Source organism: Helicobacter marmotae, from assembly GCF_003364255.1.
Taxonomy (GTDB): Bacteria; Campylobacterota; Campylobacteria; order Campylobacterales; family Helicobacteraceae; genus Helicobacter_C; species Helicobacter_C marmotae.
In genome coordinates this window covers 142,157-167,257 of sequence record NZ_NXLR01000002.1, presented here as the reverse complement: position 1 = coordinate 167,257, position 25,101 = coordinate 142,157, and the positions used below count along the sequence as shown (strand labels likewise).

The following is a 25,101-nucleotide window of genomic DNA, read 5'->3' as shown; positions in this document are numbered from 1 at the left end:
ATTTGCATTCTAAGCCATTTATAAGCAAAGCATTATAGAATTCCTTTACAAACAAACCCCAACCCCCAAACTCTAATGAACTTAAGGCGCTATTATGCACATTGATTTGCACAACCACACAACACTTTGTAATCACGCTACAGGCACTATGGAAGAATACATTAAACGTGCTATCGCTTTAGGTATTGATGTCTTTGGGTTTTCCTGCCATGCGCCTATGGCATTTGATGAAAAATATCGCATGGATAAAAAGCAATTAGCCCACTATTATCAGCACATTATGGAGCTAAAAGAATCCTTTAGAGAGCACATACATATTCTATCTGCCCTAGAAGTAGATTATATATTACACAGAGAAGATTTAATAGAATCTGCCATTTTTGACTATCCTTTTGATTATCTCATTGGTTCGGTGCATTTTTTGGATACTTGGGGATTTGATAATCCCGCCTTTATTGGGGAATATGCCAAACGCGATATGGAACAATGCTGGAGTGATTATCTCCATTCTATTACTTCAATGGCACAAACTGGGCTATTTCAAATCGTAGGGCATTTAGATTTACTTAAACTTTTTGGGCATACCCTGCCCCCCTCGCAAATACGCAACCTCGACCTCACCTTAGAGGCTATAGCTGATAATCATCTTGTGATTGAGCTTAACTCCGCTGGGTGGCGCAAACCTATCAATGAATGCTATCCCGCTCCATTCATACTTGAAAAAGCCTATAAAAAAGGGATTGGCATTACCTTTGGTTCAGACGCCCATAGCATAGAGCAAGTAGGATATAAATATGACTCCTTGTGCAAATTAGCTAAAAGCGTGGGCTATAGCCATATAAGCTACTTTAGGCAAAAACAAGCCATTTGTGTAAAGTTTGATTAAATCTTGCTTTTGATAAAAGATTCCATTTCACTTACTATCGCCTCAATGCTACGTTCGCCATTAATGGCATGGAGGACTTTAGCTTGATTATAAAATGCTTGTATTTCTTTAAGCGGCTGGGTATATACATTCATACGATTATTAAATACCTCTACATTATCATCTGCCCCTCTAGCTCGCCCTAAAACTCTATCCCGTGCGACTTCTTGGCTTACTTGCACCTCTATCACACTCACAAGCTGCACTTGGGATTGTGATTTGAGCTTTTCATCTAAAGCTTTCATCTGCTCTACACTGCGGGGATAACCATCAATGATAATTATATCCTTAGGTGCGTTGCTTATGGCATTTACAATCGTACCAACCACAATATCAAGTGGCACCAGATTCCCTTTACTAATAAAGCTATCAATAATCTTACCTTGCTCACTTCCGCTTGCCACTTCATCGCGTAATAAATCCCCAGTAGAATAATGCACAATGCTCTCTGCATTATTTTGGGCTATGCGCTGTGCGTCTGTCGTTTTACCTGAACCGGGCGCACCAATAATTAAAAACAACTTTTTCATTCTTACTCCTTTAGATTTGTGGATATGCGGGATTCGCTTAAAGCAAGCTAGATTATAATCTATATAAACTTATAAGAAAATATACATTTTTCCATAAAGATTTTGCACAAAACTTCTTATCTCATAACGCATATTTTTAGTAATCTTAAAGCAAAAAATTTAGATAATGCTATCCCTCAAAATCAATAAAAACAGGTAAAGGAGTATCAATGACACAGAACAAACTCATAGCGACACTAGGGGGGGGGCTACTACTTCTCTCTTCTTCTGCAATGGCTGCTAGCATCGAACAAAGAGTAGGACAACTTGAAAAAGATTTAGATGAAATCAATGAACGCGTTGATATGAATGAACTTGCCGCAACGCTTAATAAAGTGAAATTTGGTTTAGAATTTAATACTTCTGTCCATAATGCTACACTTAACAACAAAAGTGCGGGCACAAAAACAAGCTATAACAACCGCTGGATGATGGGACTTTACCTCAATATGAATGCAGATATTAATAAATACACAAAATTCACTGGAAGGCTATCAATGACAAAAGCCTTTGGTGATTTGGAATTTATGACCCCAGTTATCGGCTCACTTGACGCAGGGCGTGCCATAGGTGGGGCAAGCGCTCTATATGTAGAAAGAGCGTATGTAGATATTTATATGGGGCAATATGCCGCCCTCACGCTTGGGAGACTCCCCGGAACTGATGGACCCGGATCAAATCTCCGCAATGGTTCAGCTCGTATGAGCACCTATCCTGCCTTAGCAGTAAATGCGCTAGGTGACGGAGCGGTTTTCACTTTAAAGCCTTATACGAATGCGGCTTTACGCGTGGGATTCTCGAAAGTGTATCAATCATTTAATATTACGGGCAATAGTGCTGCGGGCGATATTTTTGGCACAAAAGACGCAGCCGATGCGAATCTCATCTTTGGTGCGTTTGAAACAGCATTTTTGCCAAGAAGTTTTGGGAAGAGCCTTTTTATGCTAACTTACATTAACCTTGCAAATTACACTATTCCGGGAACATCAATGAGAGCTCTTGCTCAACAAGCCTTGTCCGCACAAAACCAAACGACCACCGTCTCTGGAGCAAGCACTCAAAACGCAGGTGATATGCAATATGTTAATATCCATTTAGAAAATGACAAACTCCTTGGCACAGGGCTAAATTGGTTTGTATCTGGGAGCTATTACAAAGGAAGTAATGCGGATGCCCTCACATATCAAACTTCTGCTTCAGGCACTACAACACAATCTCCTTTAGGTAGGCTATTTGCTGAAGAAAATGGCTGGGCAGTGCATGCGGGCTTAAGATATGACTTTGGTTCATATTTCAAAATTGGTTATGAATACTTCAAGGGAAGCAAATATTGGTATGCGTTCTCTCGCGTAAGTATTAATGACCCATTCAACTTTAGAAATACCCGCGGTAGCGTGCATGATGTGTATGCAATTTGGCAGCTTGATTTAAATCAATTTTTCCGCCTAAGCTATACAAGACAAATACTTGATTATGCTACCCCACTTATCCCTATGGCAACAAATGCGGTAAATGAAGTTAATCAAAATATCGCCCTTGCGTATATTTTGCGATTCTAAAACATAAGGAGTTTATATGAAAAAATATATCGCAACAGCTCTTTTTATTAGTTTTCCTAGTTTTGTGTTTGCTGATTGTGCTCAATTAATGAAAAAATATGACGCCCCAGACCCCGCATCTAAAACAATGGCACAAATTACCCGCTGGCTTAAAAAGGTAGAGAACCCTGCTGACGCAAAGGCACTTGAATCTTGCATGATAGCCCTTGCTGCAGATAATCCTAACAAGGCACAAGTTGCCGGTAAATGACTTATGCCCCAGCCAATGGGGCAATATGCCTTTAAGGAGAAGGAATGCAAGACTTCATTAAACATTTTAAAGATCTCAAACTCTCTACACGTCTCAATATTGGACTAAATATACTCACCGCTCTTATTGTTATTACCGCTCTTTTGTTTTTTGTATTTAAATATTCATTTTCAAGCTTTATACATACTGAAGAATATTCGCTTCAAATCGTGCAAGATAATTTTAATACCCTAGAATCTCTCTCAAATAAAGCAGCCCAACAAATTGATATTATGCAAACACATGTAAAAGAAACCAAAAACTCTATGAATGATATTGAAGATTTAATTGAACAATTTGAATTTATTGGCACGATTAATGCCAAACTCATCAAACTTGTAATTAACCCTAGCGATAGCATAAATAAAAACCTAATCCTACAAATGACAAAAAGTTGGAATGAAAGCTTTATCCGCAATGATGCTGACTTAAAGAGTTTCTACTCTCAAATCAACGCCGCTTTAAATAATAATGACAGCCGTAGCATTGCATTGCGTTTGCAAGGCTATTTTGAAGAAATCTATGCCATTTTGATTGACAAAATCTCTGAAACTTCCACAAATACCAACAAAAAGCTCGCTACCTCTGCTGGAAATCTTGAAAAAATCGCCGCAGGTATGAATGAAAGCTCTCATTCGCTCTCAAGTGTATTGGAAAACTTCTCATCTCTTGCCTCCATACGCGATAGAGCTATTTGGCAGGCAAATCTCATTATGGCTATCCTCATTGTCATCATGATTATTACCATTGCCATTGTGCTAGTGGTGTTTAAAATCTTGCGCAATTTTACACGTGATTCCCAAAGTGTGGTGACATACTTGCAAGATGTCAGCAAAGGCGGTGAAAAGCTCACAGCTGGAGGAACGCTTAAATTAGAACGTGGCAAAGATGATGAATTGCGCATTATTAGTGTGTTTATTAATTCTTTCATTGATAAAATGAAGCAAACCATTGAAATCGCTGGTGAGACAAGTGCAGAAATTGTCAAGCTAAATGACTACATTATAGACTTAAAAAACCATGTCTTTAATATAGGTGAAAAAACACAAGAAAACGCTAAACATGGCAATGAAATCGTAAATGGCTTAGATAAAAATATAGAATCTGCAAGTAACGCACAAGGCACAATCAACCAAAGCAAGGAATACCTTGATACCACAAGCGATAATGTCGCCCAACTCCTCAAAGACATAGACCAAAGCATAGCCAGCCAAGATGAGCTCAATGCCCGCCTTAATACCTTAAGTGAGAGTGTAATGTCTATCCAAAATGTATTAGAGCTTATCTACAATGTATCTGAGCAAACCAATCTCCTAGCCCTCAATGCCGCTATTGAAGCAGCTAGGGCGGGAGAGCATGGCAGGGGCTTTGCTGTAGTGGCAGATGAAGTGAGAAAATTAGCAGAAAATACCCAAAAAAGCCTAAATGAAATAGAGCTTACTATTAAAAGTGTGACTGAAAACCTCGGCAATATTTCCCACACTATACAGGTAAATTCATCAACTTTCGCCACCCTTGCACAAAATGGACAAACCTCAAAAGAAAGCCTTGAAAACATTCAGCATAATATGAATGAAGTGGTGGCAAACATCAATGCACAAAGCCAAGATAGCATTACACTTGCCACACAGACAAAAAATATCATTGATTCTATGAATGTTATTAATAATCTCCTTGGTGAATCCACACAAGTTATTAGCACCGTTATGGAGCGCTCACTCAAGCTGAAAGAAAATGACGCGATTTTAAGTAAAGTTATTCGTGGATTCTAAATGTATCCTCCACTCCATAGAATCTTACTCCTCCTCTGCTTTTCCGTGCTCTTGCTTTTTAGCAATGAGCCAACTCCCCACCCCCATTCTAAGGATTTCTATCAGCCAAGCGATAAACTCACTTACCTTGCCCTAAGCTCTGGCGTTATCCTTGGTGGCACGCTTGTCGGTGCGGGGGTGCTCTACCTTATGCCCGAATCTGTAACAAATTGGAACAAAGATGAAATAGTCAATCTTGGGGCTAATTGGAAAAGGAAAATCTCGCAATCCCCCGTTGTCGATGCTGATGATTGGTTTTTAAACTGGGTTACACATCCTTATTGGGGAGCGGTGTATTATATGCAGCCAAGAGTTGCGGGATTCTCTTGGAGTGAATCTGCCCTTTATAGTATTCTCGCTTCTGCATTTTTCTGGGAATATGGAGTCGAAGCTTTCGCAGAAATCCCATCATGGCAAGACTTAATCATCACACCTGCCATTGGCTCACTCATTGGCGAGCTTTTCTACCGCGCTACACTCTCTATCCACGCTAAGCAAGATACATTGCTAGGCTCTAGAATCTTAGGCAAGAGTGCTTTATTACTTATGGACCCAGTGGGCTTTATTATGCAAAATTTTGGCTTAGCCCATTTATTTGGAGTGTATAACAAAAATGACATTTCAGGTGTCATTATCCCCATTAGCGGGAGAAGTGGCACAGGCTTAAGCCTACAAATCGCTATGAGATTTTAATGCAAGGGGGAGTTTATACCCTGCAATGGGATAAAGATTTTCTCCATTTTGGTATTTATGAACAAAATGGCTATATCACACGCATTGAGTATAACCCAAACCCCCTTGCCCTCGCAGAATCACAGAAAACACCTCTAAGCAATGAATGTGCCAATGAACTTCAAGGCTACTTTGCAGGGGAGCTTTGCTCCTTTAATGTCCCCATTCTCCCGCAAGGAAGTGCATTTGAGTTACGTGTGTGGAGGGCACTCTGTGAGATTCCATATGGTGAGGTAAAAAGCTATAAAGACATCGCTAAAGCCATTAATGCTCCGCGAGCTTCCCGCGCAGTAGGTAATGCCAACCACCATAACCCACTAATGATACTTATCCCCTGTCATCGTGTAGTACATAGTAATGGCACACTTGGAGGCTATGCTTTGGGCTTAGAGTTTAAGGCTAAACTTTTAGGCTTAGAGCAAAGATTCGCCACAAAGAGGCGGTAATAGCAAGTCTTAGCTTTTCTTGCGAAAAAGCAGACTTAAGAACAATATTAAGCCTACCCCGCAAGGGAATTGAGTTTGAAAACACACAGACGAGCAAAGCACAACCAATGAACCTCGCTTATTTCTCATATCTTGCAGGCAAACGTGATGGCTACCAAGGAATCTCTCCCTGAATCATCAGAAAGTCAGCCACTTTGTCATTCTGAGTCTGCACAGCAGGTGAAGAATCTCTGTTGCAGTCGCTAGTGATTCTCTTTTTTCTTTTTCTATAAGGGGGAGGGGCTTGAATTGCGAAGTCGCTCCCTCCCCCTTATATATCCCCCGCCCCGACGACGCTTTAAGAGGTGGCACTTCGTGCGATTTAATTTTATCGCAGTGAGAATATATCTCACTGCTGGGAGACGTTTGGGACTTATTGTCATTCTTAACCCCTGCAAGGGGTGAAGAATCTCTTTTAGCGACTAGTGATTCCTTTAGAGATTCTTCGGTCGCACTTCGTGCTCCCTCAGAATGACAAAGTAACGGAGTCGCTGGTAAATCAAGGAGAGATTCTTCGCCTAAAGGCTCAGAATGACAATAGGATAGGGATTGTCTAGTGGCTTTGCGAAGAGATTCTCCATAACGCCCAAAATGACAAAATAATTTCCCTTGCAGGTGTTTATTATGTGTGGGTTTCCCTTGCGGGTAGCTAAGTTTGTTATGTCTAGAGCTTCAGAATCAAGCGAAGAATCTCTGTCCGAATCACTAGTCGTGCTTTTTGGTGTTTTTGAAAGCAATTCTTTGCCCTCCTAAAGGAGGCTTTAGATATGACAAGGGCAGGAGTTTCTAGTGAAAGCAAAAGATATTCTACAACCTCTGCCATAAGACCAAAAGAGCGGAGTCATTGCTATTTTTGATTTATACTTATATAAACTAGCCGCATTTTATAAAGTGCGAATTTGTATTGCCTAGCCTACTTTACATTAAAGCGACGGCTGCGGCTATTGCACTGAATAATTCTAGCGTGTTTCTTGTATTTGAGAAATACGATAAGTTGATATACTTCATTCCCATTGGGGGCGGGATTTGTTCTTTTGTAAATTTCAAAAGCCACTATCCGCCCCTTAGAGCCCGTGCCAAGAACAAGCCTTCTTCTAAATTTTGCACTAAATTCCCTAAAGCTTATATTGCCTTTTGTCACCTTTGCGTCATATTCTATACCCTCAGCCACAAAGACAACCTCATACTTCACATCTGTTGCCATAAAGCAAACAGGATTAAATCGCACAACTGCGGGATTGAAATATTCCAAGCAACTATTAAACCAACCCTCGACATCTTTAATATTACCTCTGGCAATACCGCTCTTTATGGCTACATCTTTTAAGTGTAAATATTCCTCTGGAATAGCATTATCCCCTACTCTCTGCTTTTTGCTCATTTAAACTCTCCTTTGGTTTTTAACATTAAATATGCCTCCTTGAAGCAGCACAAAAAGTGGCACTTTAGCTTGATATTTTATTAGCAAAATATTCTCTCACCACTTCTCTATCATCAAAGTGAAGTTTCTGCGAACCTATAATTTGATAATCTTCATCACCCTTGCCTAAAATCAACAATACTTCATCGCTATTTAGCTCATCTAAGGCTTTGTGTATCGCCTTTTTGCGATCACTCTCAATATATACATTCTCTCCCTTAGTGATACCTTGAAGTATATCCTCTATGATAGATTGTGCAGATTCTGTGCGAGGATTATCACTTGTGATATAAATCTTATGGGCAAATTGTTGAGCACATGCCCCCATTTTTGGACGTTTTGTTCTATCTCTATCGCCTCCAGCACCAAAAACAACGGCGATTTTAGTATGCCTAAAGCTTTCAAAAATTTGACGCATACCATCTTGTGTATGAGCAAAATCCACAATCACTAATGGGCAAGTATGCACAACCTCCATACGCCCACTCACTCCACCAAAATTCCCCAATGCCTGCGCGATAACATCTAAAGGCTTTGAAGTGAGAATCTTCACTGCTCCAAGCGAAGCAAGGGCATTATAGAGATTATATTTACCATAGAGCCCAACTTCTAATGTGCTATGTTCAGCCCTCCCACCCCTTAGACGCCATGAAATATGCGCATCAATGCCATTTTCTAAAGCATAAGCATCAACACTCAAATGCCCCTTTTTCTCCACACCATAATAAAATGCCTCCCTATCCTTACACTCCGCATAAGGCTCATCTGCGTTAATAAGCTTTGCTCCATACCCAGCAAAAAAGCTATTTTTCACTCGCCTGTACTCTTCTATACTTTTATGATAATCCAAATGATCGCTGGTGATATTTGTAAGTATTTTGAGTGCAAACTTCACTCCCGCAATGCGCCCTTGGCTAATAGCATGGGAGCTTACCTCCATAATAAAAAAATCACATTTTGCACTCATAGCACACAATAAATCATCATAGAGTTCAAGCAAAGTTGGAGTTGTTAAACCTTTTGGCTTGATTTGCCTATCATTCATAAAGAATCCTCTTGTCCCAAGCAACGCCACTTTGAATCCTAAATCAAGCAAGATTGAATATATCATAGCTGCTGTAGTTGTTTTACCATTTGTGCCTGTAATGCCCACCACAGAGATATTTTGCTCCTTGTCTAAAAGCACTTCTGGAAGCTGGGAAGATTCTATAATCGCGAACTTTTCTTGTATGGACTTAGGCATTTGTGCTATAGAATCTTGGAAACTTTGTATAAAAGGGGCATTTTGCTTATAGCTAAGGAGTAAAAGGCTATCAAAGGCTGCAAGATTTATATCTTCACATAAAGTTTCACCCTCTATAAAGGCTTTGGCAACGCGCGTATCATCGGTAATAGCCTGATAAAGCTTATCTTTATACTTTATGCTTCTTGCAATTACCATTTAGCACCTTTTGTAGAATTTTCTCAATTTCACTATCATACGCAATGCCCTTTTTTAGCGTCTCAATATATTCAAGTGATAAATCTTGGTAGTCATTATCTATAAGCTCACTCAAAAATTCATAAAATTCATTTTTATGTGTGAAAACAATCTTTGTGCTAAACATCAAGTCTTCAAATGTTTGTTTAAAATTCTGCCTCTCTTGGGCAATGCGTTTAAAATCTTGGTACAAAATCCCCTCAATGCACTCTGCACGCAAATGCTCAATATCTCTCAATAAAGCAAGCACATTATTGGTATTTTTATCAAGATTCTCTATGGTTTTCAATATCTGCTCTCTCGCCTTTTGCTTGCTCACTTCTTGGGAAAGCAACACTTGATAATATTCATAAAGATTAAGAGCTTGCTCCTCAAAATCTTGGGCTATATCAGAGAGCAGCAGACCAATTAAGGATTCTGTATTATCAGCATCAAGCCCAAGATTGTGTCCAAAGAGCTCAAAAGCTTCTTTGTATCGCCTATGGGTAAAAAGTGCAAATGCCTTTTTGTTATTTTTATTTATCACTGCTCTTGTGCGAGTATCTGTAAGTTTGATATTTTCCATACTTTAAGCCTCATTTTATAGACCAAAATGCGATTCTTGCCCGTGAAGTATATTTACAACGCTAATATCGGGGTGAATCTCTCTTTTTAAACGATCTTCAATAGCGTACTTAAGTGTATTAGATGAGCTTGGGCAACCCTTGCATGCTCCTTCAAGGCGGACATAAACTTTTGATTCTTTAATACCTAGCAAAGTAATATCGCCTCCATCGAGTGTGAGTGTGGGACGCACTTTTTGTATCACCATTTCAACAGGCACCAAAAGCTCTTCATCACTAAAGGGAAACACTCTATCGCTCCTTACTTTAAGTCCAAAATTCGCATTTGCACTTTAGCTTATTTTGTCAAACGCTTTATATAAAATAAATAGAGAATCTAAGAATTGTTTATAAATTACACAAGAAAGCTATTTTTGTAGCGATTGAATAATTTTGTGTGTATTTTAAGGAATCCCCAATTAAAATCAACACTTCAAAAACTAGCAATAGGAGAAATGAATGAAAAAGGTATCAATCCTAGCATTGATAAGTGCAATCAGCTTAGGAATCTTAGGCTGCAGTAATGATAAAACCCAAGAAGTATATAAAGTAAAATTTGCCCATGTTGTCAGTGCAAACACACCAAAAGGGCAGGCAGCTGAGTTTTTTGCTAAACGTGTAGATGAGCTTAGCGGCGGTAAGATTAAGGTAGAAGTATTCCCAAGTGCGCAACTTGTTGATGATGATAAAGTGTTTCAAGAGCTTACTCGCAATAATGTCCAAATGGCGGCACCAAGCTTTTCAAAATTCACCCCCATTGCTAAAGAGTTTAATATCTGGGATGTGCCATTTCTCTTTAGAGATACCACACATCTGCATGATGTTATGGATGGCGAAGTGGGGCAATACTTAAAAGACATTATTTCCAAACGAGGGATTATTGCCCTTGATTATTGGGACGCTGGCTTTAAGCAATTTAGCACAAATAAAAAGCCTATCATTCTCCCCGAAGATGCCAAGGGGCAAAAAATCAGAATCATGAGCTCCAAAGTGCTTGAAGAGCAGATAAAAGCACTTGGTGCTATTCCTCAAGTATTGCCCTTTGGGGAAGTGTATTCGGCACTTTCTACAGGTGTGGTCGATGGAGCTGAAAATCCGCTCTCAAATCTTTATAATTCAAAATTCTATGAAGTACAGAGCTCCATTACACTCTCAAATCATGGCTATTTGGGCTATCTTGTCGTTGTAAGCGATGGATTCTGGAAGCAACTTCCAGATGAGCTCAAGGATATTTTTAAGCAAGCTCTCCATGAAGCCACAGAGTTTGAACGCACTCAAAGTGCAGAGGAAGAAAAGGTATTGCTCGAAAAACTCAAAAAAGATGATGCGACAAAAACACAAATTTATACCCTTAGCCCTGAGCAAATCGCTGTATGGAAAGAAACTATGCAAGCCATTTATCCAAAGTTTTATGACTTAGTGGGGGAAGATTTGATTGAAAAAGTTATGCAAGTCCAATAACTTTATATCATTCTATTAATTCTATTAGGACAGAACATGTTATCTTGGATTGCCAAGCCATTTATCTGGGCTCATTACAGCCCGGGCGTTCAAAAGATTTTCCTCACACTTGATACAATCATAGCCTCTATCAATAAAAATATCGCTGTCATTGGTTTAATGCTTGGTGTGTTAATCACCGCTATAAATGTATTTTGCCGCTATCTTACTGGACTTTTCCCCGATAGTATTCATATTTCACTCACATGGGCAGAAGAAATTGCACGATACTGCTTTTTGTGGTCAGCATTATTTGGTGCAGCATACGGCTTTAGAAAGGGTGTGCATATTAGCGTTACCATGCTTTTAGAGCAATTCCCGCCTAAAATCGCTAAAGGTTGTATGATAGCTATACATACACTCAACTCGCTTTTTCTCGCTTTTATGACTTATACGGGTATTGTGGTGTGTTATGATAACTATCGCCTTGGCTATATGAGCGAAGCCCTGCATAATGTGCCATTATGGATATTCCTACTTTGCCTCCCCTTTGCTTTCTTTGGAGCCACTTACCGCTCTATTGAAAAAATCTATGAAGTATCTTGGATGGAGGCAAATCAAGTAATAAAAAATACAGAAGATGAAATTATTCATGATTCTGTAATTAAAGACTAATGAGGTATGTATGAGTATCGCATATTTATTGTTTGTTTTATTTGGCTTGCTTCTCGTAGGTGTGCCCGTTAGTATTGCATTAGGCGTAAGTGCCATAAGTGCACTTTTTATCTTTACTTCTTATAATGTAGTGGGCTCGGCTGAAATTATGTTTAATGGTCTCAAGCCCGCCCTTATGGCAATACCTATGTTTATTCTTGCTGGCTCCCTTATGAGTAAAGGAAGCTCTGCCCAACGTATTGTAGATTTTGCTAAATCCCTTGTAGGGCATTTGCCCGGTGGTTTGCCTATAAGTGCTATTTTGGCATGTATCATCTTTGCTGCTGTGAGCGGTAGCTCCCCTGCTACGGTTGTCGCCGTAGGATCGGTGATGTTTCTAGCCATTAAAAATGCCGGCTACCCTAAAAGCTATGCTGTAGGGGCGATTACTTCTGCTGGGAGTTTAGGGATTCTCATACCTCCTTCAGTCGTGATGATTGTCTATGGAGTAACCGCTGAAGTTTCTATTGAAAAGCTTTTTATGGCAGGGATCATACCGGGCTTGATGATTGGCATTATGATGATGCTCTATGCCTATGTGGGCGCAAAACGTTTGGGCTTTAAAGCCACAAAACCAGAAAGTCTTGCCCTCCGCTTTAAGAAATTCCGTGAAGCTTTTTGGGCATTACTTATTATCTTTGTTATCATCGGTGGTATTTATGGAGGTATTTTTACCGCTACAGAAGCTGCGGGCATTAGTGCTATATATGCCTTTATTATCTCTGTTTTTGTATATAGAGACATTAAGATAAAGGAGCTCTATTCAGTATTTTTAGACGCGGCAATTACTACAGCGATGATATTTTTCATCATCGGCTTTGCTGTTGTGTTTGCTTATTTTTTAACCTATGAGAGAATCCCTCATATCATCGCAGAATTTCTTGTCGCCCAGCAAATGAGTTGGTGGATGTTCCTTATCTTGGTAAATATCGTTTTATTTATCATGGGGCAGTTTATGGAGCCAAGCTCGGTTATTATGATAATGACACCTTTGCTCTTACCTATTGCGATTGCCCTAGGCATTGACCCCATACATTTTGGTATAGTTATGGTTGTCAATATGGAATTAGGTATGCTTACCCCGCCAGTAGGGCTAAATCTCTTTGTCGCCAGCTCACTCACGGGTTTAGGACTTAAAGATGTGACCACTTCTGTATTGCCTTGGCTTATGGTTATGTTAATAGGCTTACTGCTAATAACATACATTCCAGACATTTCACTTTGGTTACCCAATCAAATCAAATAAGCTTATTACTATTAGGAGGGCTTTTATGGATTTTAAAGATATTAAACATATCGAACAAGCACAAAGTTTTAATCGTAAAGATGGGGTAAAACTCTTTGTTGTACTCATATTTTTCTTAGTCATTTCATTAGTCGCTATTTTTGCCCATACAGGGCATAACACCCTTTTGCTCGTATTTGCTACTATCATTGGCGGGTATATGGCTATGAATATCGGTGCAAATGATGTCGCAAATAATGTAGGTCCAGCTGTGGGATCACATGCTATCACGCTTGTAGGGGCTATTATTATCGCTGCTATTTGTGAGGCAATGGGCGCAGTAATCGCTGGTGGTGAAGTGGTTGAAACAATCAAATCAGGGATTATCGATCCCGAGCATTTATCTGAGCCACGCATTTTTGTCGCCCTTATGCTTGCCGCACTTGCTTCTGGGGCAATTTGGTTACATTTAGCTACGGCTATTGGCGCACCTGTTTCAACGACGCATTCACTTGTAGGGGGTATATTAGGGGCTGGGATTGTCGCTGGTGGTATGGAAGTAGTGAATTGGATAGCCCTTTTGCGCATTGCTTCAAGCTGGATTGTTTCTCCTGTACTAGGAGGTTTAATTGCTGTAATCTTTCTCCTTATTATCAAAAAGAGTATCACCTACAAAGATGATAAACGCGAGGCTGCCAAACGTGTTGTGCCTATATTGATTTTTGTAATGACTTGGGCTTTTAGTCTTTATCTCATTCTCAAAGGTTTAAAAAAGGTTTTACCCACACTCAATATCGGTCTATCAGTAAGCATTAGCTTAGTTATTGCATTTATTGTATTCCTTATTGTACGACCCATCATAGCCAAAAAGGCAGATTCCCTCCTTAATACAAAAGAAGACATTAATTCCCTCTTCACTATCCCTCTTATCTTCGCTGCGGCGCTCTTAAGCTTTGCCCATGGTGCAAATGATGTCGCAAATGCCATTGGACCGCTTGCTGCGATTAATGAGACACTTGCTAATCTTGATTCAATCTCCCCAACAAAGAAAGCAAATGTACCCTTATGGATTATGATTATAGGAGGTCTAGGCATTTCATTAGGATTAGCACTCTATGGTCCTAGGCTTATTCGCACAGTGGGGAGTGAGATCACAGAACTTGATAAAATGAGGGCATTTTGCATTGCTATGAGCGCAGCGCTAACGGTTTTACTTGCCTCACAGCTTGGTTTGCCAGTAAGCTCAACACATATTGCAATAGGTGCGATTTTTGGCGTAGGCTTTCTTCGTGAATATCTCAAAAAACGTTATTATGAAATGCAGCAAACCATTATAGAAGCCCATAAAGGCAAAGATGCACAAGAAGTGGAGGCATTCTTAGAACGTTTCAACAAAGCAAATATTAAGAAAAAGGGTTTAATGCTTGAAGCCCTCAAAAACAATAAAAAGCTCCAAATAACCCCACGTCTTGATAGGAGAGAGCGTAAATCACTCAAAAAAGCCTATAAACAAGAGCTTGTCAAACGTAATGCTATTAATAAGATCATTGCCTCATGGCTTATTACCGTGCCCGTATCGACAATACTCGGTGCATTAACATACTATATCATCATTAGCATTGGCTTTGAACTTTAGTTTTTTAAAAGATTTGATTGACTACAATTGCAATCTTTATCTATTTTAAGGAGATTTTTTGGACCCATATTCGTCGGTTTTGATGTTACTTGTGGCATTGTTTTTAGTATTTCTCAATGCCTTTTTTGTGGTTTCTGAGTTTGCAATTGTTAAGATTCGAAAATCTAAGCTTGAAGAACTTGCAAAAAATAATGTAAAAAACGCTTCTCTAGCATTGAAAATAACCAACTCTCTTGATAGCTATTTAAGTGCAACACAACTTGGCATTACCTTTGCCTCCCTAGCTCTTGGTTGGGTGAGTGAAAATGCCTTTGTGAATCTCATTACCATCCCCTTTAATTCCCTTTTAGAATCTTCGCCAATCCTTGCCCACTCAATCGCTTCTGTGATTGCTTTTATTTTTGTTACACTACTACATGTGGTGCTAGGAGAGCTTGTGCCAAAGTCAATTGCCATTGCTAAAACTGAATCTGTAGTGCTTTTTATCGCACGACCACTCTATAGCTTCTGGCTTATATTTTCTCCACTCATTAGACTTTTTGATTTACTTGCGGCATTTTCACTCAAGCTCATTCGCATTACCCCCGCACGAGAAAATGAAATCGCGCATTCTGATGAAGAGCTTAAGATAATCGTAGGAGAAAGCCTCAAAGGCGGATATTTAGATACTATCGAGGGAGAAATTATTAAAAATGCGGTTGATTTTTCTGACACTCTTGCAAAAGAAATTATGACCCCGCGTAAAGATATGATATGTCTCAATGCCCAAGATGATTATGAAAAAAATATAGAAATTATCTTACAGACCAATCACACACGCTATCCGTATTACCAAGATTCCAAAGACAATATCTTAGGTATGATACATATTCGAGATATTTTTGAAAGCACCATTAAAGGCGATAAATGTAATCTCTCAAAACTTGTGCGAAATATCATTATAGTACCTGAAACTGCACACATCTCAGAAATTCTAACAACTATGAATCGCCAGCAAATCCACACTGCACTTGTTGTAGATGAATATGGCGGCACTTCAGGGCTTCTCACAATGGAGGATATTATAGAAGAGATTATCGGGGATATTTCTGATGAGCATGATACGAAAATTGAAGATATAAGGCAGATTGATAAAGATACTTATGAGATTAATGGCAAACTTGGCTTGGAAAATATTGAAGAAATCTTTAATATTACCTTTAGCAACACAAATGATCATGTTACTATTGGTGGATATGTCTTTGGTTTGTTTGGGCATTTGCCTGTAGTGAATGACAAAATCTCTGATGAGCATTGTGAGTTTGAAGTACTTGAAATGGACGGAGCGAGGATTCAAAAACTCCGCATTAGCGCACATCAGCATAAAACGAGCGAAAGTTGAAGTGATTTCACACAATCCCATCATACAAATAAGCCAAATCTCTCTCCTCTCTTTAAGCAATTCCCTATCTCTAGCTCCTTTATGTTATTAGCTATCAAGTAAAACTCCCTCTAATGCAGCAAAAGCAATTCTTCACTCCCCAGAAAAGGAGTTTTAAGCGACAAAGTTATAATAATTCCAACAGAGATGTTTCACCCCAAAGAGTGCAATATCATAGTTTCTAGGGACTTTTGCTTCTTTGGTGCTTTGGATATAAAAGTTATTAAAGCTATCTTGCTTCTATATTTAGTATGTGGGCTGGTATATTTGATTGTATTTTTGAATCATAGCAATAAAGTTAGTCTTGCGTTGGCTTTTGCGGGATTTGCTAGCGGTTTTATTAGACCTTCTTCACTTTCTTACAAAAGCAAAGAGATAACAACTCCCGCTACCCTTTCCTTAAAAATAACAAAACACGAAATGATAAGCAAACCCCTTAGGGATATTTACTGCCCGAATATGGCTAAAACTATTCTTGCACCTTAAATTGGATTTTTTGATGACATCGTTTGCATTGGACTGGATTTGAAGAATTTTGCACAAACAAATGCACAGATTCTCTCAATTTATGCTCTTTACCCGGGCATGCACAAGTGTAGTAATAATACTTCACCTCACATGTAGCCTGTCGCTCAAACTGCTCCTTGCGGTATTGCTCGATTTTCATATCTTCTTGCAAAATATGGCTTAAAAGCCAATCTTTTGTAATCGTTAAAAGCATTTCTTTAAGCACATTTATGGAATGAATGTTTTTTATCGCATCTGCCATTTCTGCCACAATAGCCCGATGTAGCCTCCTATGCTCCTCTAATTGCGGATACCCTATGCTCTGCATATATTGCTCTTCATCTTTAAAATGTGTCTTCATATAGTGAAAAAACTGCGTGATAATCTCCTTAATCTCAACCGGGCTAGAGCGATTGCTCGCAATTTTATATGCCTTATGAGCAAGCTCAAATAAAGTTTTATGCTGTTCATCAATCACCTCGTGATGAACGCTATATTCATCGCTCCAATCTGGCAGCATACAATCCCTCCACAAGCTTATTCTTAGATATTCTCACGCAATATAAACACACTATTTGTATCGTTTTTTCCTTTAAATTCAAGTAAAACATTCTGCCTTGCTTGCAGAAGCTAAAATGTGAAAATACTTCTTATGAGAGGTAAAATCTATCAGCTTGAAAGGGTGCAATAAGCAAAAATGTTAAGTAGTATCTTTAGTGTTTTTATCATTGATTTAATGTCTTGGTTTGCAAAAAGTGAATTTTTATAAACCGCCTGAAAGCACCTTGCGGGGGGGCACTGCTTTTGACTTTTTTACCTTTTTGGGTGGTTTGGATTTCTCCTACAAAAGGTAGTTCGTTTGTCATTCTGAGCTTGAGAATCAAGCGAAGAATCTCTAAGGGAATCACTAGTCGCCAAGAGAGATTCTTCGGTCGCCATCACGCCCGCCCATAAGGGGTGAGAAGCGTGGTCGGATTCTCTAGTTTCCCCTTGCCCTTGTGCTCTTAAATTTTCTCCCTCGCGTTCCAAGAATCGCTTGAGTGCTTGTGTAACTTTTAGAGAATGTGAGGGATAAGCAAGAGTCTGCGATATTCCCCTCAAATTCTCTAAAAAAGAAGGCAACAAGACTGAATGCCTAACAAACTAACAACACTTAAAACTCCTACGATGATGGGGGCAAAGCCCATATTGTGCTATACTCCGCCTATGCTCTAAAGTCCCATAGCCCTTATTTTTGGCAAGTTTATATTGAGGGTAGAGCTTATCTAATGCTTGCATTTGCCTATCTTTGCAAACCTTTGCTGCCACTGACGCACATGAAATCACCTCCATGAGGGAATCACCCTTAATAAGCGTCTGCATACTCAAGCCTAATGAAAGCGCATTTTGAGAAAGCTCCGCGCCAAAAGTCGTATTACCATCGATAAAAATGCTGAGCTTTTGCGCAATTTGAGCCATCGCTACATAAGCACTTATAGCATCTAGCACTCCTTGTATGCCCTGCCTCATAGCCCAGCTTAAAGAATGCCTATCTATATCTACTGAGCTAATTTCAACCACATATAGTCCTATTTCACCCCTATGATATGCCTCTAGCATAGCTTGATAAATACTCTCGCGCCGCTTTGGGGAGAGGACTTTGCTATCCTTTGCCCTAAAGTTGCTTATAGTATGCTCCTCTCCTATCACCCCAGCGACAAAAAGCCCTCCACATAAGCAGCCCCTCCCTGCTTCATCAATCCCCGCTTGCCACATCAAATTAAGCCCTCATAGCCTTTAAGGCGGTAAAAAGCTGCATTTTGAGCTCCTTTAGCCCCACTCCCTCTAAAGGCGAAACTTCTAAAATAAAGCAAGGTGCATTATGTAGTGTGCCCATATATGCGCTTAATTCATCGCTTAATCTCTTAAACTCTCCTTCAAACTCTGCCCCAAAATGCTTCATATCACTTTTTGAAATCATCACCCCAAAGGGTCGCTGCACTAACAAAGATGAGAACTCACCCAATTCTTTATGCAAAATCTCAAATTGCTCCCTCAAGCTCTGCTCCCTTAAAGGATCAAGCACAAAAAGCAAAAAAGAAGTTCGCTCAATATGCTTTAAAAACTCCAAGCCCAAGCCCCTACCCTCGCTTGCGCCCTGAATGATACCCGGAATATCAGCCATAACAAAGCTATTATAATCATCAATCTCTACTATCCCTAGCTTAGGCGTGAGAGTGGTAAATTCATAATTTGCAATTTCAGGCTTTGCGTTTGAGAGCCTTGAAATAAGCGTAGATTTCCCTACATTGGGAAATCCTACTAAACCCACATCAGCAATAAGCTTTAATTCTAAAATCACATGCCTTTGTGCTCCCTCTAAGCCCTTTTGTGCATAAGTAGGGGCTTGATTGGTCGCATTTTTAAAATGCACATTGCCCAAGCCTCCCTTGCCTCCTTTAAGCAAGCATACCACTTGAGGATAGCTATCCATATCAATAATAAGCTCTTTTGTCTCAAAGTCGCGTATTTGCGTGCCAAGGGGGACTTTAATCACTATATCCGCTCCACTCTTACCCTTACAATTCTTCGCCCCACCGGGCTGCCCATTTTTTGCCTTATAATGCCGCGCTCCGCGAAATTTGGAGAGTGTATCGGTATTATTATCTACCTCCACATACACATCTCCGCCATTCCCTCCATCACCCCCATCAGGTCCCCCTTGTATCACAAACTTTTCCCTACGGAAGCTCACAGCCCCAGCTCCGCCCTTACCTGAAGCGATAAAAATATCTACACTATCAACAAACACAGCCCTTACCTCGCCTTTAAATGCCACTATGCTAGCATAAGAGAAGCACAAATCAGCTAATATGCCTTGCAAGCCTTTTATATGCCCTAACCCCTTAGAGGTTTAAAATCTTTGCTTGAATGCTTATTTTGAAGTATATAGGGCAGAATCTCCTTCAAATCCACTAATGACTCTACCCCTCATTATCCCTCTTGCGGGGCTTTGAGCACGAAGAATCTCTCTCATCTACTAGAGAATCGAGAAGAGATTCTTCACCTCTTTACAAGCCCTAAGACATGAGAAAAAGGGGCAGAGTCGTTAGTGGATTTTACAAAGATTCTTCGGTAGTCACCACGCCCGCCCGCTAGAGGCGACAAACTTAGCTACCCCCGCGAGGAGGCTATTATATGAGCTTTTAGCAAGCATTACATTTTAGACTTAATCTTTTTTGTTACAATGCGGGGTATAAGCTTCACTCACAAAGGGATTCTATGCAAAACAACTTTGAAGAAATTTTTCAATTTATTCGGGAGCAATATTCCACGCCAGAGGGGTTTATCCCGCTTCATGAGCCAAGATTTATAGGAAATGAAAAGGCATATTTAAATCAATGTATTGATAGTGGTTTTGTCTCCAGTGTGGGGGAGTTTGTCAATATTTTTGAGGCAGAAATTGCGAAATTTTGCCACATTAAATATGCCATAGCGACCACCAATGGCACTTGTGCTTTGCATGCCACGCTCCATGCCCTTAATATCAATGCACAATGTGAAGTGCTAACCCAGCCTTTAAGCTTTATTGCCACAAGTAATGCCATAGCCTATACAGGCGCTAGCCCTGTGTATATTGATGTGGATTTGGATACCCTTAGCCTCTCACCTAGAGCCTTGCAAAAATTTTTGCAAACATATGGCAAAAAATGCCAAAACCACACGATTAATAAACAAAGTGGCAAGATTCTCAAAGCTTGCGTGCCTATGCACACTTTTGGTCATCCAGCAAGGATAGAAGAAATCAAGCAAATATGCGATGAATGGGGGATTTTACTTATCGAAGATGCAGCAGAATCGCTAGGGAGCTTCATTACCTCAACTACAAGAAAACACACAGGCACCATTGGAATATGCGGGATTCTAAGCTTTAATGGGAATAAAACCATCACTTGCGGAGGTGGAGGGGCTATCCTCACGCAAGATGAAGCCTTAGCAAAGAGATTAAAGCACCTCACCACCACTGCTAAAATCCCTCACCCTTATGAATATGAGCATGATGAGCTAGGATTTAATTACCGCTTGCCTAACCTCAATGCCGCCCTGTGCGTAGCACAAATTGAGCAATTACCTACATTTCTTGCTGATAAACAATCCCTTGCAAAAAGCTATGAAGCATTTTTTGCAAACTTTGAAGATATTGAATTTATCTCCGCTAGAGCCCACACAGAGCCAAACTTCTGGCTTAATGCAATAAAACTTCCAACAAAAGCCTTAAGGGATAGATTCTTAGAGATGAGTAATGCAGCGGGCATTATGACGCGCCCTATTTGGAAGCTTAATAACCAATGCAATATGTACAAATCTTGCCAAAGCGATGAGTTATGTAATGCCCTAGCCCTGCAAGAATGCATTGTGAATCTCCCTAGTAGTGCGCGAGTGAGAAGCACTCCATGAAGCCACTTTTAGTACTTATTGGCGGAGGCGGGCATGCAAAGGCGTGCATTGATGTTATTGAGCAAGAAAATGTCTACCAAATATATGGAATCCTAGATAGCCTAGCCCTCCAAAAGGGGCAAAAAGAAACCTTAGGCTACCCTATACTTGGCGGAGACGAGCTTTTAGAAGAGCTTTTTTTACATATCAAACACGCTTTCATCGCCATAGGGCAGATAAAGTCCCCCTCCATTCGTGCCCATATTTACCAAAATCTTAAAGCAATTGGCTATCATCTTCCCTCTATTATCTCGCCTCTTGCTTATGTCGCAAAGAGTGCGATTATCCAAGAGGGGAGTATCATTATGCACCATGCACTCATTAATGCGAATGCAAAAATTGGCAAGGCTTGTATTATTAATTCCAAAGCCTTAGTGGAGCATGACTGCCAAGTAGAGGATTTCTGCCATTTATCTACTGGGAGTGTTATTAATGGGCATTGCTTTATCGGCAGAGGGAGCTTTATGGGGAGTAATATGATTTTAGCCCATAATACGCACATTCCGCCAAATTCCCTTATCTATCACAATCCTTTAGAATCGCATTTAGAGCAGAACTTCTCCCAAAAGCAAAAAGATGATATTTTAACGGGGGGGGGGGATAAAGTAAAGGTTTTACTTTACCTTTATGCCATAGCCCTTTTTAGATTTTATATATCCCTAGCAAGGTTGTATAACCCCGCCCATCTTTTGCAAACTCCAATCCCTAGTAGGATGAGATAATGCTAAGCGCCCATAATAAACACTTCCTTTTTGTGGGTAATCGCCTTGAAGTGCTCCATGAAATGCTCCAATCCTGCCCCAATCTCACGATATGCCTTCAAGCTAATACCTATGCCGCAAACTCCTTGCAAAATGAACTTAGCTATGCTCAAAAATTGCATTATTTTGAGTTTTCAAACAAGCAAGAATTGCTAGAGTTGATTACTTCACTTCAATTTGATGTGCTCCTAAGTAATGGCTGCCCCTATATCCTGCCTATATCAGCACTTAAAAAGCTCCACCCCAATGCACTTTTTATTAATTGCCACCCCTCACTTTTACCCAATCTCAAAGGTGCTCACCCCATAAATGGCGCTATCCTCTATAATCAGCCAAGCGGAGCTACTTGCCACATTATGACTGATAAAATTGATTCGGGTGAGATTATCTCACAAGTGCCTGTGTATAATGATAGCAGCACACCCTTAGCCCTCCTCTATCAAATGTGCTTTTTAGCCGAGAGGGAAGCCTTTAAGCTTGCCTTAAAGCGGGATTTTAAAATAGCAGATTCGCTAAGGATAGAATCTAAGCCCTATATTGCATATTTCACCCGCAAAGCCCAAGATTTAGCCCTTGATTTTGCCACTCAAAGCACACAAGAGCTCATCTCAACAATCAAGGCATTTGCTAGAATCGATAAAGGCGCGTATCTTGCGGGGGATAAGACTATATCATTCATAGATGCCAAACTTATTCACAATAAGTTTTTAGATAGAATCTTCAAAGATCGCAGCATTAATGACATACTCTTGCATTATGATAATCACATACTTTGCAAACGCAAGGAAGGGTTTTTAGAGCTAACAAGCAAGGAGAATATTAAGCATTTAGCAGACTTTTCTAAGCAAAATATTCGCTTTGAGCCTATTACTAAGCCTATTTTTAGCACTCAAGACTATAGTAAAGCCCTATCAAATAGAGCGACTTTTGACTTTACTTTCACCCAAGATAAAAAGTGCTTTACAAATACCGCTATAATCGAGCCTATCGCTAATAGCGGCTACTATGATATGAGCTCTCCTTATGGCTATGCGGGCTATATGAGTAATTCAAACCACCAAGCTTTCCTCCACCTTGCCCTAAAAGCACAAGCCAAAAAAGCAAGAGATTTAGGCATTATTGCAGAATTTATCCGCTTTCACCCATTTGCTCCATTCACTCGCTATTTTGCTCCACTGCTTGATTTCTTTAAAAAAGAGCGAGATATTGTCATTGTAAGCACAGATTCAAACCAACGCCTAAGGCATTACTCCCCGCGCTTAAAAACCAAGCTAAGTAAAGCCAGCTCAAGCCTACTAATCGCCCCAAGCAAGAATCTCAACGCCTTTATGACACTCTATACCTCCACTATGGAGCGCAATAAGGCAAGTGCGTTTTACTTTTTCAAACCCTCATATTTTGAGGCACTCCTTCAACTCCCACAAACTCTTATGCTTGAAGCACGATACAAAGGTCAAATTGTCGCTATGGGGATATTTTTATTTGATAGTCTTTGTGGATATTATCATCTAGGTGCTAATGCGAGGCAGAGCTTGCAAGGTAATTTAAATGCCATGGGTGCGCTTTTTGAAGCATTTTTTGAAATCGCTAAAGCAAAGGGATTAAGCTATTGTATCTTAGGAGGTGGGAGAAGCGCTAGTCCGGAGGATTCACTATTTTTATTTAAAAAGCAATTTGCCACTGCTTTAAAGCCCTTTTATATCGGGGGGTATATTTATAATCATCCTATTTATAACCAGCTTAAAGCAAGCGCACAACATTCATCACTCTTCCTCTCCTATAGGGCAAATGAAGTTGCCTTGAAACAAACATCTAACCACGCATTAGAATCTAGCTTGAAACCCGCCTTAAAGCCTACAGGGGGGGGGGGCAGGACATATCCTTATTATAGCTCCACGCGCTATAATAAGCAATCCCTTATATTCCCCCTATCTCAAGAGAGGGGGCAAATGTGCGTAAGCTAAAACCGCTTAAAATAGGCTATTTCGCAGATGGAATCTGGGCACACAATGCCTTTGAAAAACTCATCTCTTGCAACGATTTTCACATTGCTTTTATCACTCCGAGATTCTATAGCACAGATGAAACTCTAAAAACCCTAGCCACAACGTATAATATCCCCTATATTAAAGCAAAAAACATCAATTCCCCCGCATTTTTATCTCAAATTGCGGCATTTGAATGTGATATTTTTGTCTCTATGAGCTTTGATCAAATCTTTAAAGAGCCTCTTATCTCTATGCCCCGCCTTAAAAGCATTAACTGCCACGCGGGCAAACTCCCATTTTATCGCGGACGCAATGTGCTAAATTGGGTGCTTATTAATGATGAAAAGAGCTTTGGCATTAGCGTGCATTATATTGATAGCGGCATTGATACAGGAGATATTATCTTACAAAGGGAGTTCCCTATAAGTGATGAAGATTGCTACAGCACGCTTTTACACACAGCACATACAGAGTGTGCCCAAGTGCTTTTTAGCGCACTTATGCTTTTACATAAAGGAGAGGCAAAACCTATCAAACAAACAGATATACACAAAATAGGATTTTACTGCCCGGCACGTATAGCTGGAGATGAATGGATACATTGGGATAAGCCATCACGTTTTATCTTTAACTTTATCCGTGCGCTCAATGCCCCAGATTTAGGAGCATTAACCCAAGTATGCACGCAAGGAGACACTTTTAAGGTACGTATTTTTAAAGCTCATTTCCTTAGCAATGCCCCCTGCTATATCGCCACGCCCGGGGTGATTGTAGGCATACAAAAAAGAGAGGGGCATAAGCCTATTTTGATAGTAAAAACCCAAGATTCAACCATTAGCATAAGTGAGTACATCACGGAGGCTAAACTTAGAATCGGTGATAGATTCTTTACCCCTATAGGCTATGAGCACAATATTTTAACGGGGGGGGGGGATAAAGTAAAGAATACCCCTATAATTCCCGCTTATCGACCCCATAAAGCTCCCCCAAAAAGGTGGGTAGCATGAGAGTTTTAATCTTCCACATTTTCCATTCTATAGCACTTTATCTTTTGCCTCCATC

26 protein-coding genes and 1 pseudogene are annotated in these 25,101 nt (G+C 40.0%); 17 read left to right on the top strand and 10 right to left on the bottom strand.

The window, feature by feature from the left end; genetic code table 11:
- Positions 1-94 precede the first annotated feature (94 nt).
- Complete coding sequence (locus CQA63_RS02140) at positions 95-886, top strand: histidinol-phosphatase (RefSeq protein ID WP_104699078.1); 792 nt, start codon at positions 95-97, stop codon at positions 884-886.
- Here CQA63_RS02140 and CQA63_RS02135 read toward each other — a convergent pair.
- A complete protein-coding gene (locus tag CQA63_RS02135; RefSeq protein WP_104699077.1) occupies positions 883-1,455 on the bottom strand; it encodes an adenylate kinase in 573 nt (190 codons plus the stop codon). The two genes, CQA63_RS02140 and CQA63_RS02135, sit on opposite strands and share 4 nt — an antisense overlap.
- 209 nt (positions 1,456-1,664) lie before the next feature.
- Here CQA63_RS02135 and CQA63_RS02130 point away from each other — a divergent pair, with 209 nt between their 5' ends.
- From CQA63_RS02130 to CQA63_RS02110, 5 genes and pseudogenes are all read left to right on the top strand, one after another.
- Positions 1,665-3,053 (top strand): DUF3373 family protein, encoded by a 1,389-nt coding sequence (locus CQA63_RS02130; protein ID WP_104699076.1) that lies wholly within the window; start codon positions 1,665-1,667, stop codon positions 3,051-3,053.
- A gap of 16 nt (positions 3,054-3,069) precedes the next feature.
- Positions 3,070-3,303: a hypothetical protein gene (locus CQA63_RS02125; RefSeq protein ID WP_104699075.1), complete on the top strand. Its 234-nt coding sequence runs from the start codon at positions 3,070-3,072 to the stop codon at positions 3,301-3,303.
- Between the two features lie 1,322 nt (positions 3,304-4,625).
- A pseudogene (locus CQA63_RS10540) lies at positions 4,626-4,949 on the top strand (methyl-accepting chemotaxis protein); the annotation flags it as partial.
- Between the two features lie 165 nt (positions 4,950-5,114).
- A complete protein-coding gene (locus CQA63_RS02115; protein ID WP_104699073.1) occupies positions 5,115-5,846 on the top strand; it encodes a DUF3943 domain-containing protein in 732 nt (243 codons plus the stop codon).
- Positions 5,846-6,331 carry a methylated-DNA--[protein]-cysteine S-methyltransferase gene (locus tag CQA63_RS02110; protein ID WP_104699072.1) on the top strand — a complete coding sequence of 162 codons (486 nt, stop codon included), beginning with the start codon at positions 5,846-5,848 and terminating at the stop codon, positions 6,329-6,331. The genes CQA63_RS02115 and CQA63_RS02110 overlap by 1 nt, the downstream gene beginning before the upstream one ends.
- Positions 6,332-6,508: 177 nt before the next feature.
- Here CQA63_RS02110 and CQA63_RS09690 read toward each other — a convergent pair whose 3' ends face one another.
- Positions 6,509-6,682, bottom strand: coding sequence for a hypothetical protein (locus CQA63_RS09690; RefSeq protein WP_170128355.1), 174 nt, complete (start codon positions 6,680-6,682; stop codon positions 6,509-6,511).
- 113 nt (positions 6,683-6,795) lie between these two features.
- Between CQA63_RS09690 and CQA63_RS10350 the strand changes: the two genes are divergently transcribed.
- The gene (locus tag CQA63_RS10350) at positions 6,796-6,927 is read left to right on the top strand and encodes a hypothetical protein (protein ID WP_280524186.1); all 132 of its coding nucleotides are present in this window, start codon (positions 6,796-6,798) and stop codon (positions 6,925-6,927) included.
- A gap of 52 nt (positions 6,928-6,979) precedes the next feature.
- A complete protein-coding gene (locus tag CQA63_RS09685) occupies positions 6,980-7,123 on the top strand; it encodes a hypothetical protein (protein ID WP_170128354.1) in 144 nt (47 codons plus the stop codon).
- A 160-nt stretch (positions 7,124-7,283) separates the two neighbouring features.
- On the opposite strand, the gene CQA63_RS02105 is transcribed toward CQA63_RS09685, so the two are convergent.
- From CQA63_RS02105 to CQA63_RS02090, 4 genes are all read right to left on the bottom strand, one after another.
- Positions 7,284-7,751, bottom strand: a complete 468-nt coding sequence (locus CQA63_RS02105; RefSeq protein ID WP_104700629.1) for a hypothetical protein — start codon at positions 7,749-7,751, stop codon at positions 7,284-7,286.
- A gap of 64 nt (positions 7,752-7,815) precedes the next feature.
- A complete protein-coding gene (locus CQA63_RS02100; RefSeq protein ID WP_104700630.1) occupies positions 7,816-9,231 on the bottom strand; it encodes a UDP-N-acetylmuramoyl-L-alanyl-D-glutamate--2,6-diaminopimelate ligase in 1,416 nt (471 codons plus the stop codon).
- The gene (locus CQA63_RS02095; protein ID WP_104700631.1) at positions 9,203-9,835 is read right to left on the bottom strand and encodes a hypothetical protein; all 633 of its coding nucleotides are present in this window, start codon (positions 9,833-9,835) and stop codon (positions 9,203-9,205) included. Before CQA63_RS02095 ends, CQA63_RS02100 begins: the two co-directional genes overlap by 29 nt.
- A 15-nt stretch (positions 9,836-9,850) precedes the next feature.
- On the bottom strand, positions 9,851-10,123 hold the full coding sequence (locus CQA63_RS02090) for a NifU family protein (protein ID WP_104700632.1): 273 nt from the start codon (positions 10,121-10,123) through the stop codon (positions 9,851-9,853).
- A 208-nt stretch (positions 10,124-10,331) separates the two neighbouring features.
- On the opposite strand from CQA63_RS02090, the gene CQA63_RS02085 reads away from it, so the two are divergent.
- The 5 genes from CQA63_RS02085 to CQA63_RS02065 are packed head-to-tail and all read left to right on the top strand — an operon-like array spanning position 10,332 to position 16,268.
- Positions 10,332-11,333 (top strand): DctP family TRAP transporter solute-binding subunit, encoded by a 1,002-nt coding sequence (locus tag CQA63_RS02085; RefSeq protein WP_104700633.1) that lies wholly within the window; start codon positions 10,332-10,334, stop codon positions 11,331-11,333.
- A gap of 36 nt (positions 11,334-11,369) precedes the next feature.
- The gene (locus CQA63_RS02080) at positions 11,370-11,987 is read left to right on the top strand and encodes a TRAP transporter small permease (RefSeq protein ID WP_104700634.1); all 618 of its coding nucleotides are present in this window, start codon (positions 11,370-11,372) and stop codon (positions 11,985-11,987) included.
- 10 nt (positions 11,988-11,997) lie between these two features.
- Entirely contained in the window at positions 11,998-13,272 is a 1,275-nt protein-coding gene (locus CQA63_RS02075; RefSeq protein ID WP_104700635.1) for a TRAP transporter large permease, read from the top strand.
- 25 nt (positions 13,273-13,297) lie between these two features.
- Complete coding sequence (locus CQA63_RS02070) at positions 13,298-14,887, top strand: inorganic phosphate transporter (RefSeq protein ID WP_104700636.1); 1,590 nt, start codon at positions 13,298-13,300, stop codon at positions 14,885-14,887.
- A 58-nt stretch (positions 14,888-14,945) separates the two neighbouring features.
- Complete coding sequence (locus tag CQA63_RS02065) at positions 14,946-16,268, top strand: hemolysin family protein (RefSeq protein ID WP_104700637.1); 1,323 nt, start codon at positions 14,946-14,948, stop codon at positions 16,266-16,268.
- Positions 16,269-16,776: 508 nt separating this feature from the next.
- Here the strand turns inward: CQA63_RS02065 and CQA63_RS02055 are convergent.
- The 4 genes from CQA63_RS02055 to obgE form a co-directional block, all read right to left on the bottom strand.
- Positions 16,777-17,334, bottom strand: a complete 558-nt coding sequence (locus CQA63_RS02055) for a bacteriohemerythrin (protein WP_104700639.1) — start codon at positions 17,332-17,334, stop codon at positions 16,777-16,779.
- A 293-nt stretch (positions 17,335-17,627) separates the two neighbouring features.
- Entirely contained in the window at positions 17,628-17,915 is a 288-nt protein-coding gene (locus CQA63_RS09390; protein ID WP_147288713.1) for a hypothetical protein, read from the bottom strand.
- 42 nt (positions 17,916-17,957) lie between these two features.
- Entirely contained in the window at positions 17,958-18,569 is a 612-nt protein-coding gene (locus CQA63_RS02050) for a ribonuclease HII (RefSeq protein WP_104700646.1), read from the bottom strand.
- 4 nt (positions 18,570-18,573) lie between these two features.
- Entirely contained in the window at positions 18,574-19,605 is a 1,032-nt protein-coding gene (gene obgE / locus CQA63_RS02045; RefSeq protein ID WP_104700647.1) for a GTPase ObgE, read from the bottom strand.
- Positions 19,606-20,075: 470 nt separating this feature from the next.
- Between obgE and CQA63_RS02040 the strand changes: the two genes are divergently transcribed.
- From CQA63_RS02040 to CQA63_RS02025, 4 genes are read left to right on the top strand one after another with little or no spacing between them, the layout of a single operon-like run.
- Positions 20,076-21,251: a LegC family aminotransferase gene (locus CQA63_RS02040; protein WP_104700640.1), complete on the top strand. Its 1,176-nt coding sequence runs from the start codon at positions 20,076-20,078 to the stop codon at positions 21,249-21,251.
- Positions 21,248-22,012: an acetyltransferase gene (locus CQA63_RS02035; protein WP_104700641.1), complete on the top strand. Its 765-nt coding sequence runs from the start codon at positions 21,248-21,250 to the stop codon at positions 22,010-22,012. The genes CQA63_RS02040 and CQA63_RS02035 overlap by 4 nt, the downstream gene beginning before the upstream one ends.
- Positions 22,012-24,015, top strand: coding sequence for a formyltransferase family protein (locus CQA63_RS02030; RefSeq protein WP_104700642.1), 2,004 nt, complete (start codon positions 22,012-22,014; stop codon positions 24,013-24,015). The genes CQA63_RS02035 and CQA63_RS02030 overlap by 1 nt, the downstream gene beginning before the upstream one ends.
- The gene (locus CQA63_RS02025) at positions 24,003-25,046 is read left to right on the top strand and encodes a methionyl-tRNA formyltransferase (protein ID WP_115511814.1); all 1,044 of its coding nucleotides are present in this window, start codon (positions 24,003-24,005) and stop codon (positions 25,044-25,046) included. Before CQA63_RS02030 ends, CQA63_RS02025 begins: the two co-directional genes overlap by 13 nt.
- The last annotated feature ends 55 nt before the right edge of the window (positions 25,047-25,101 follow it).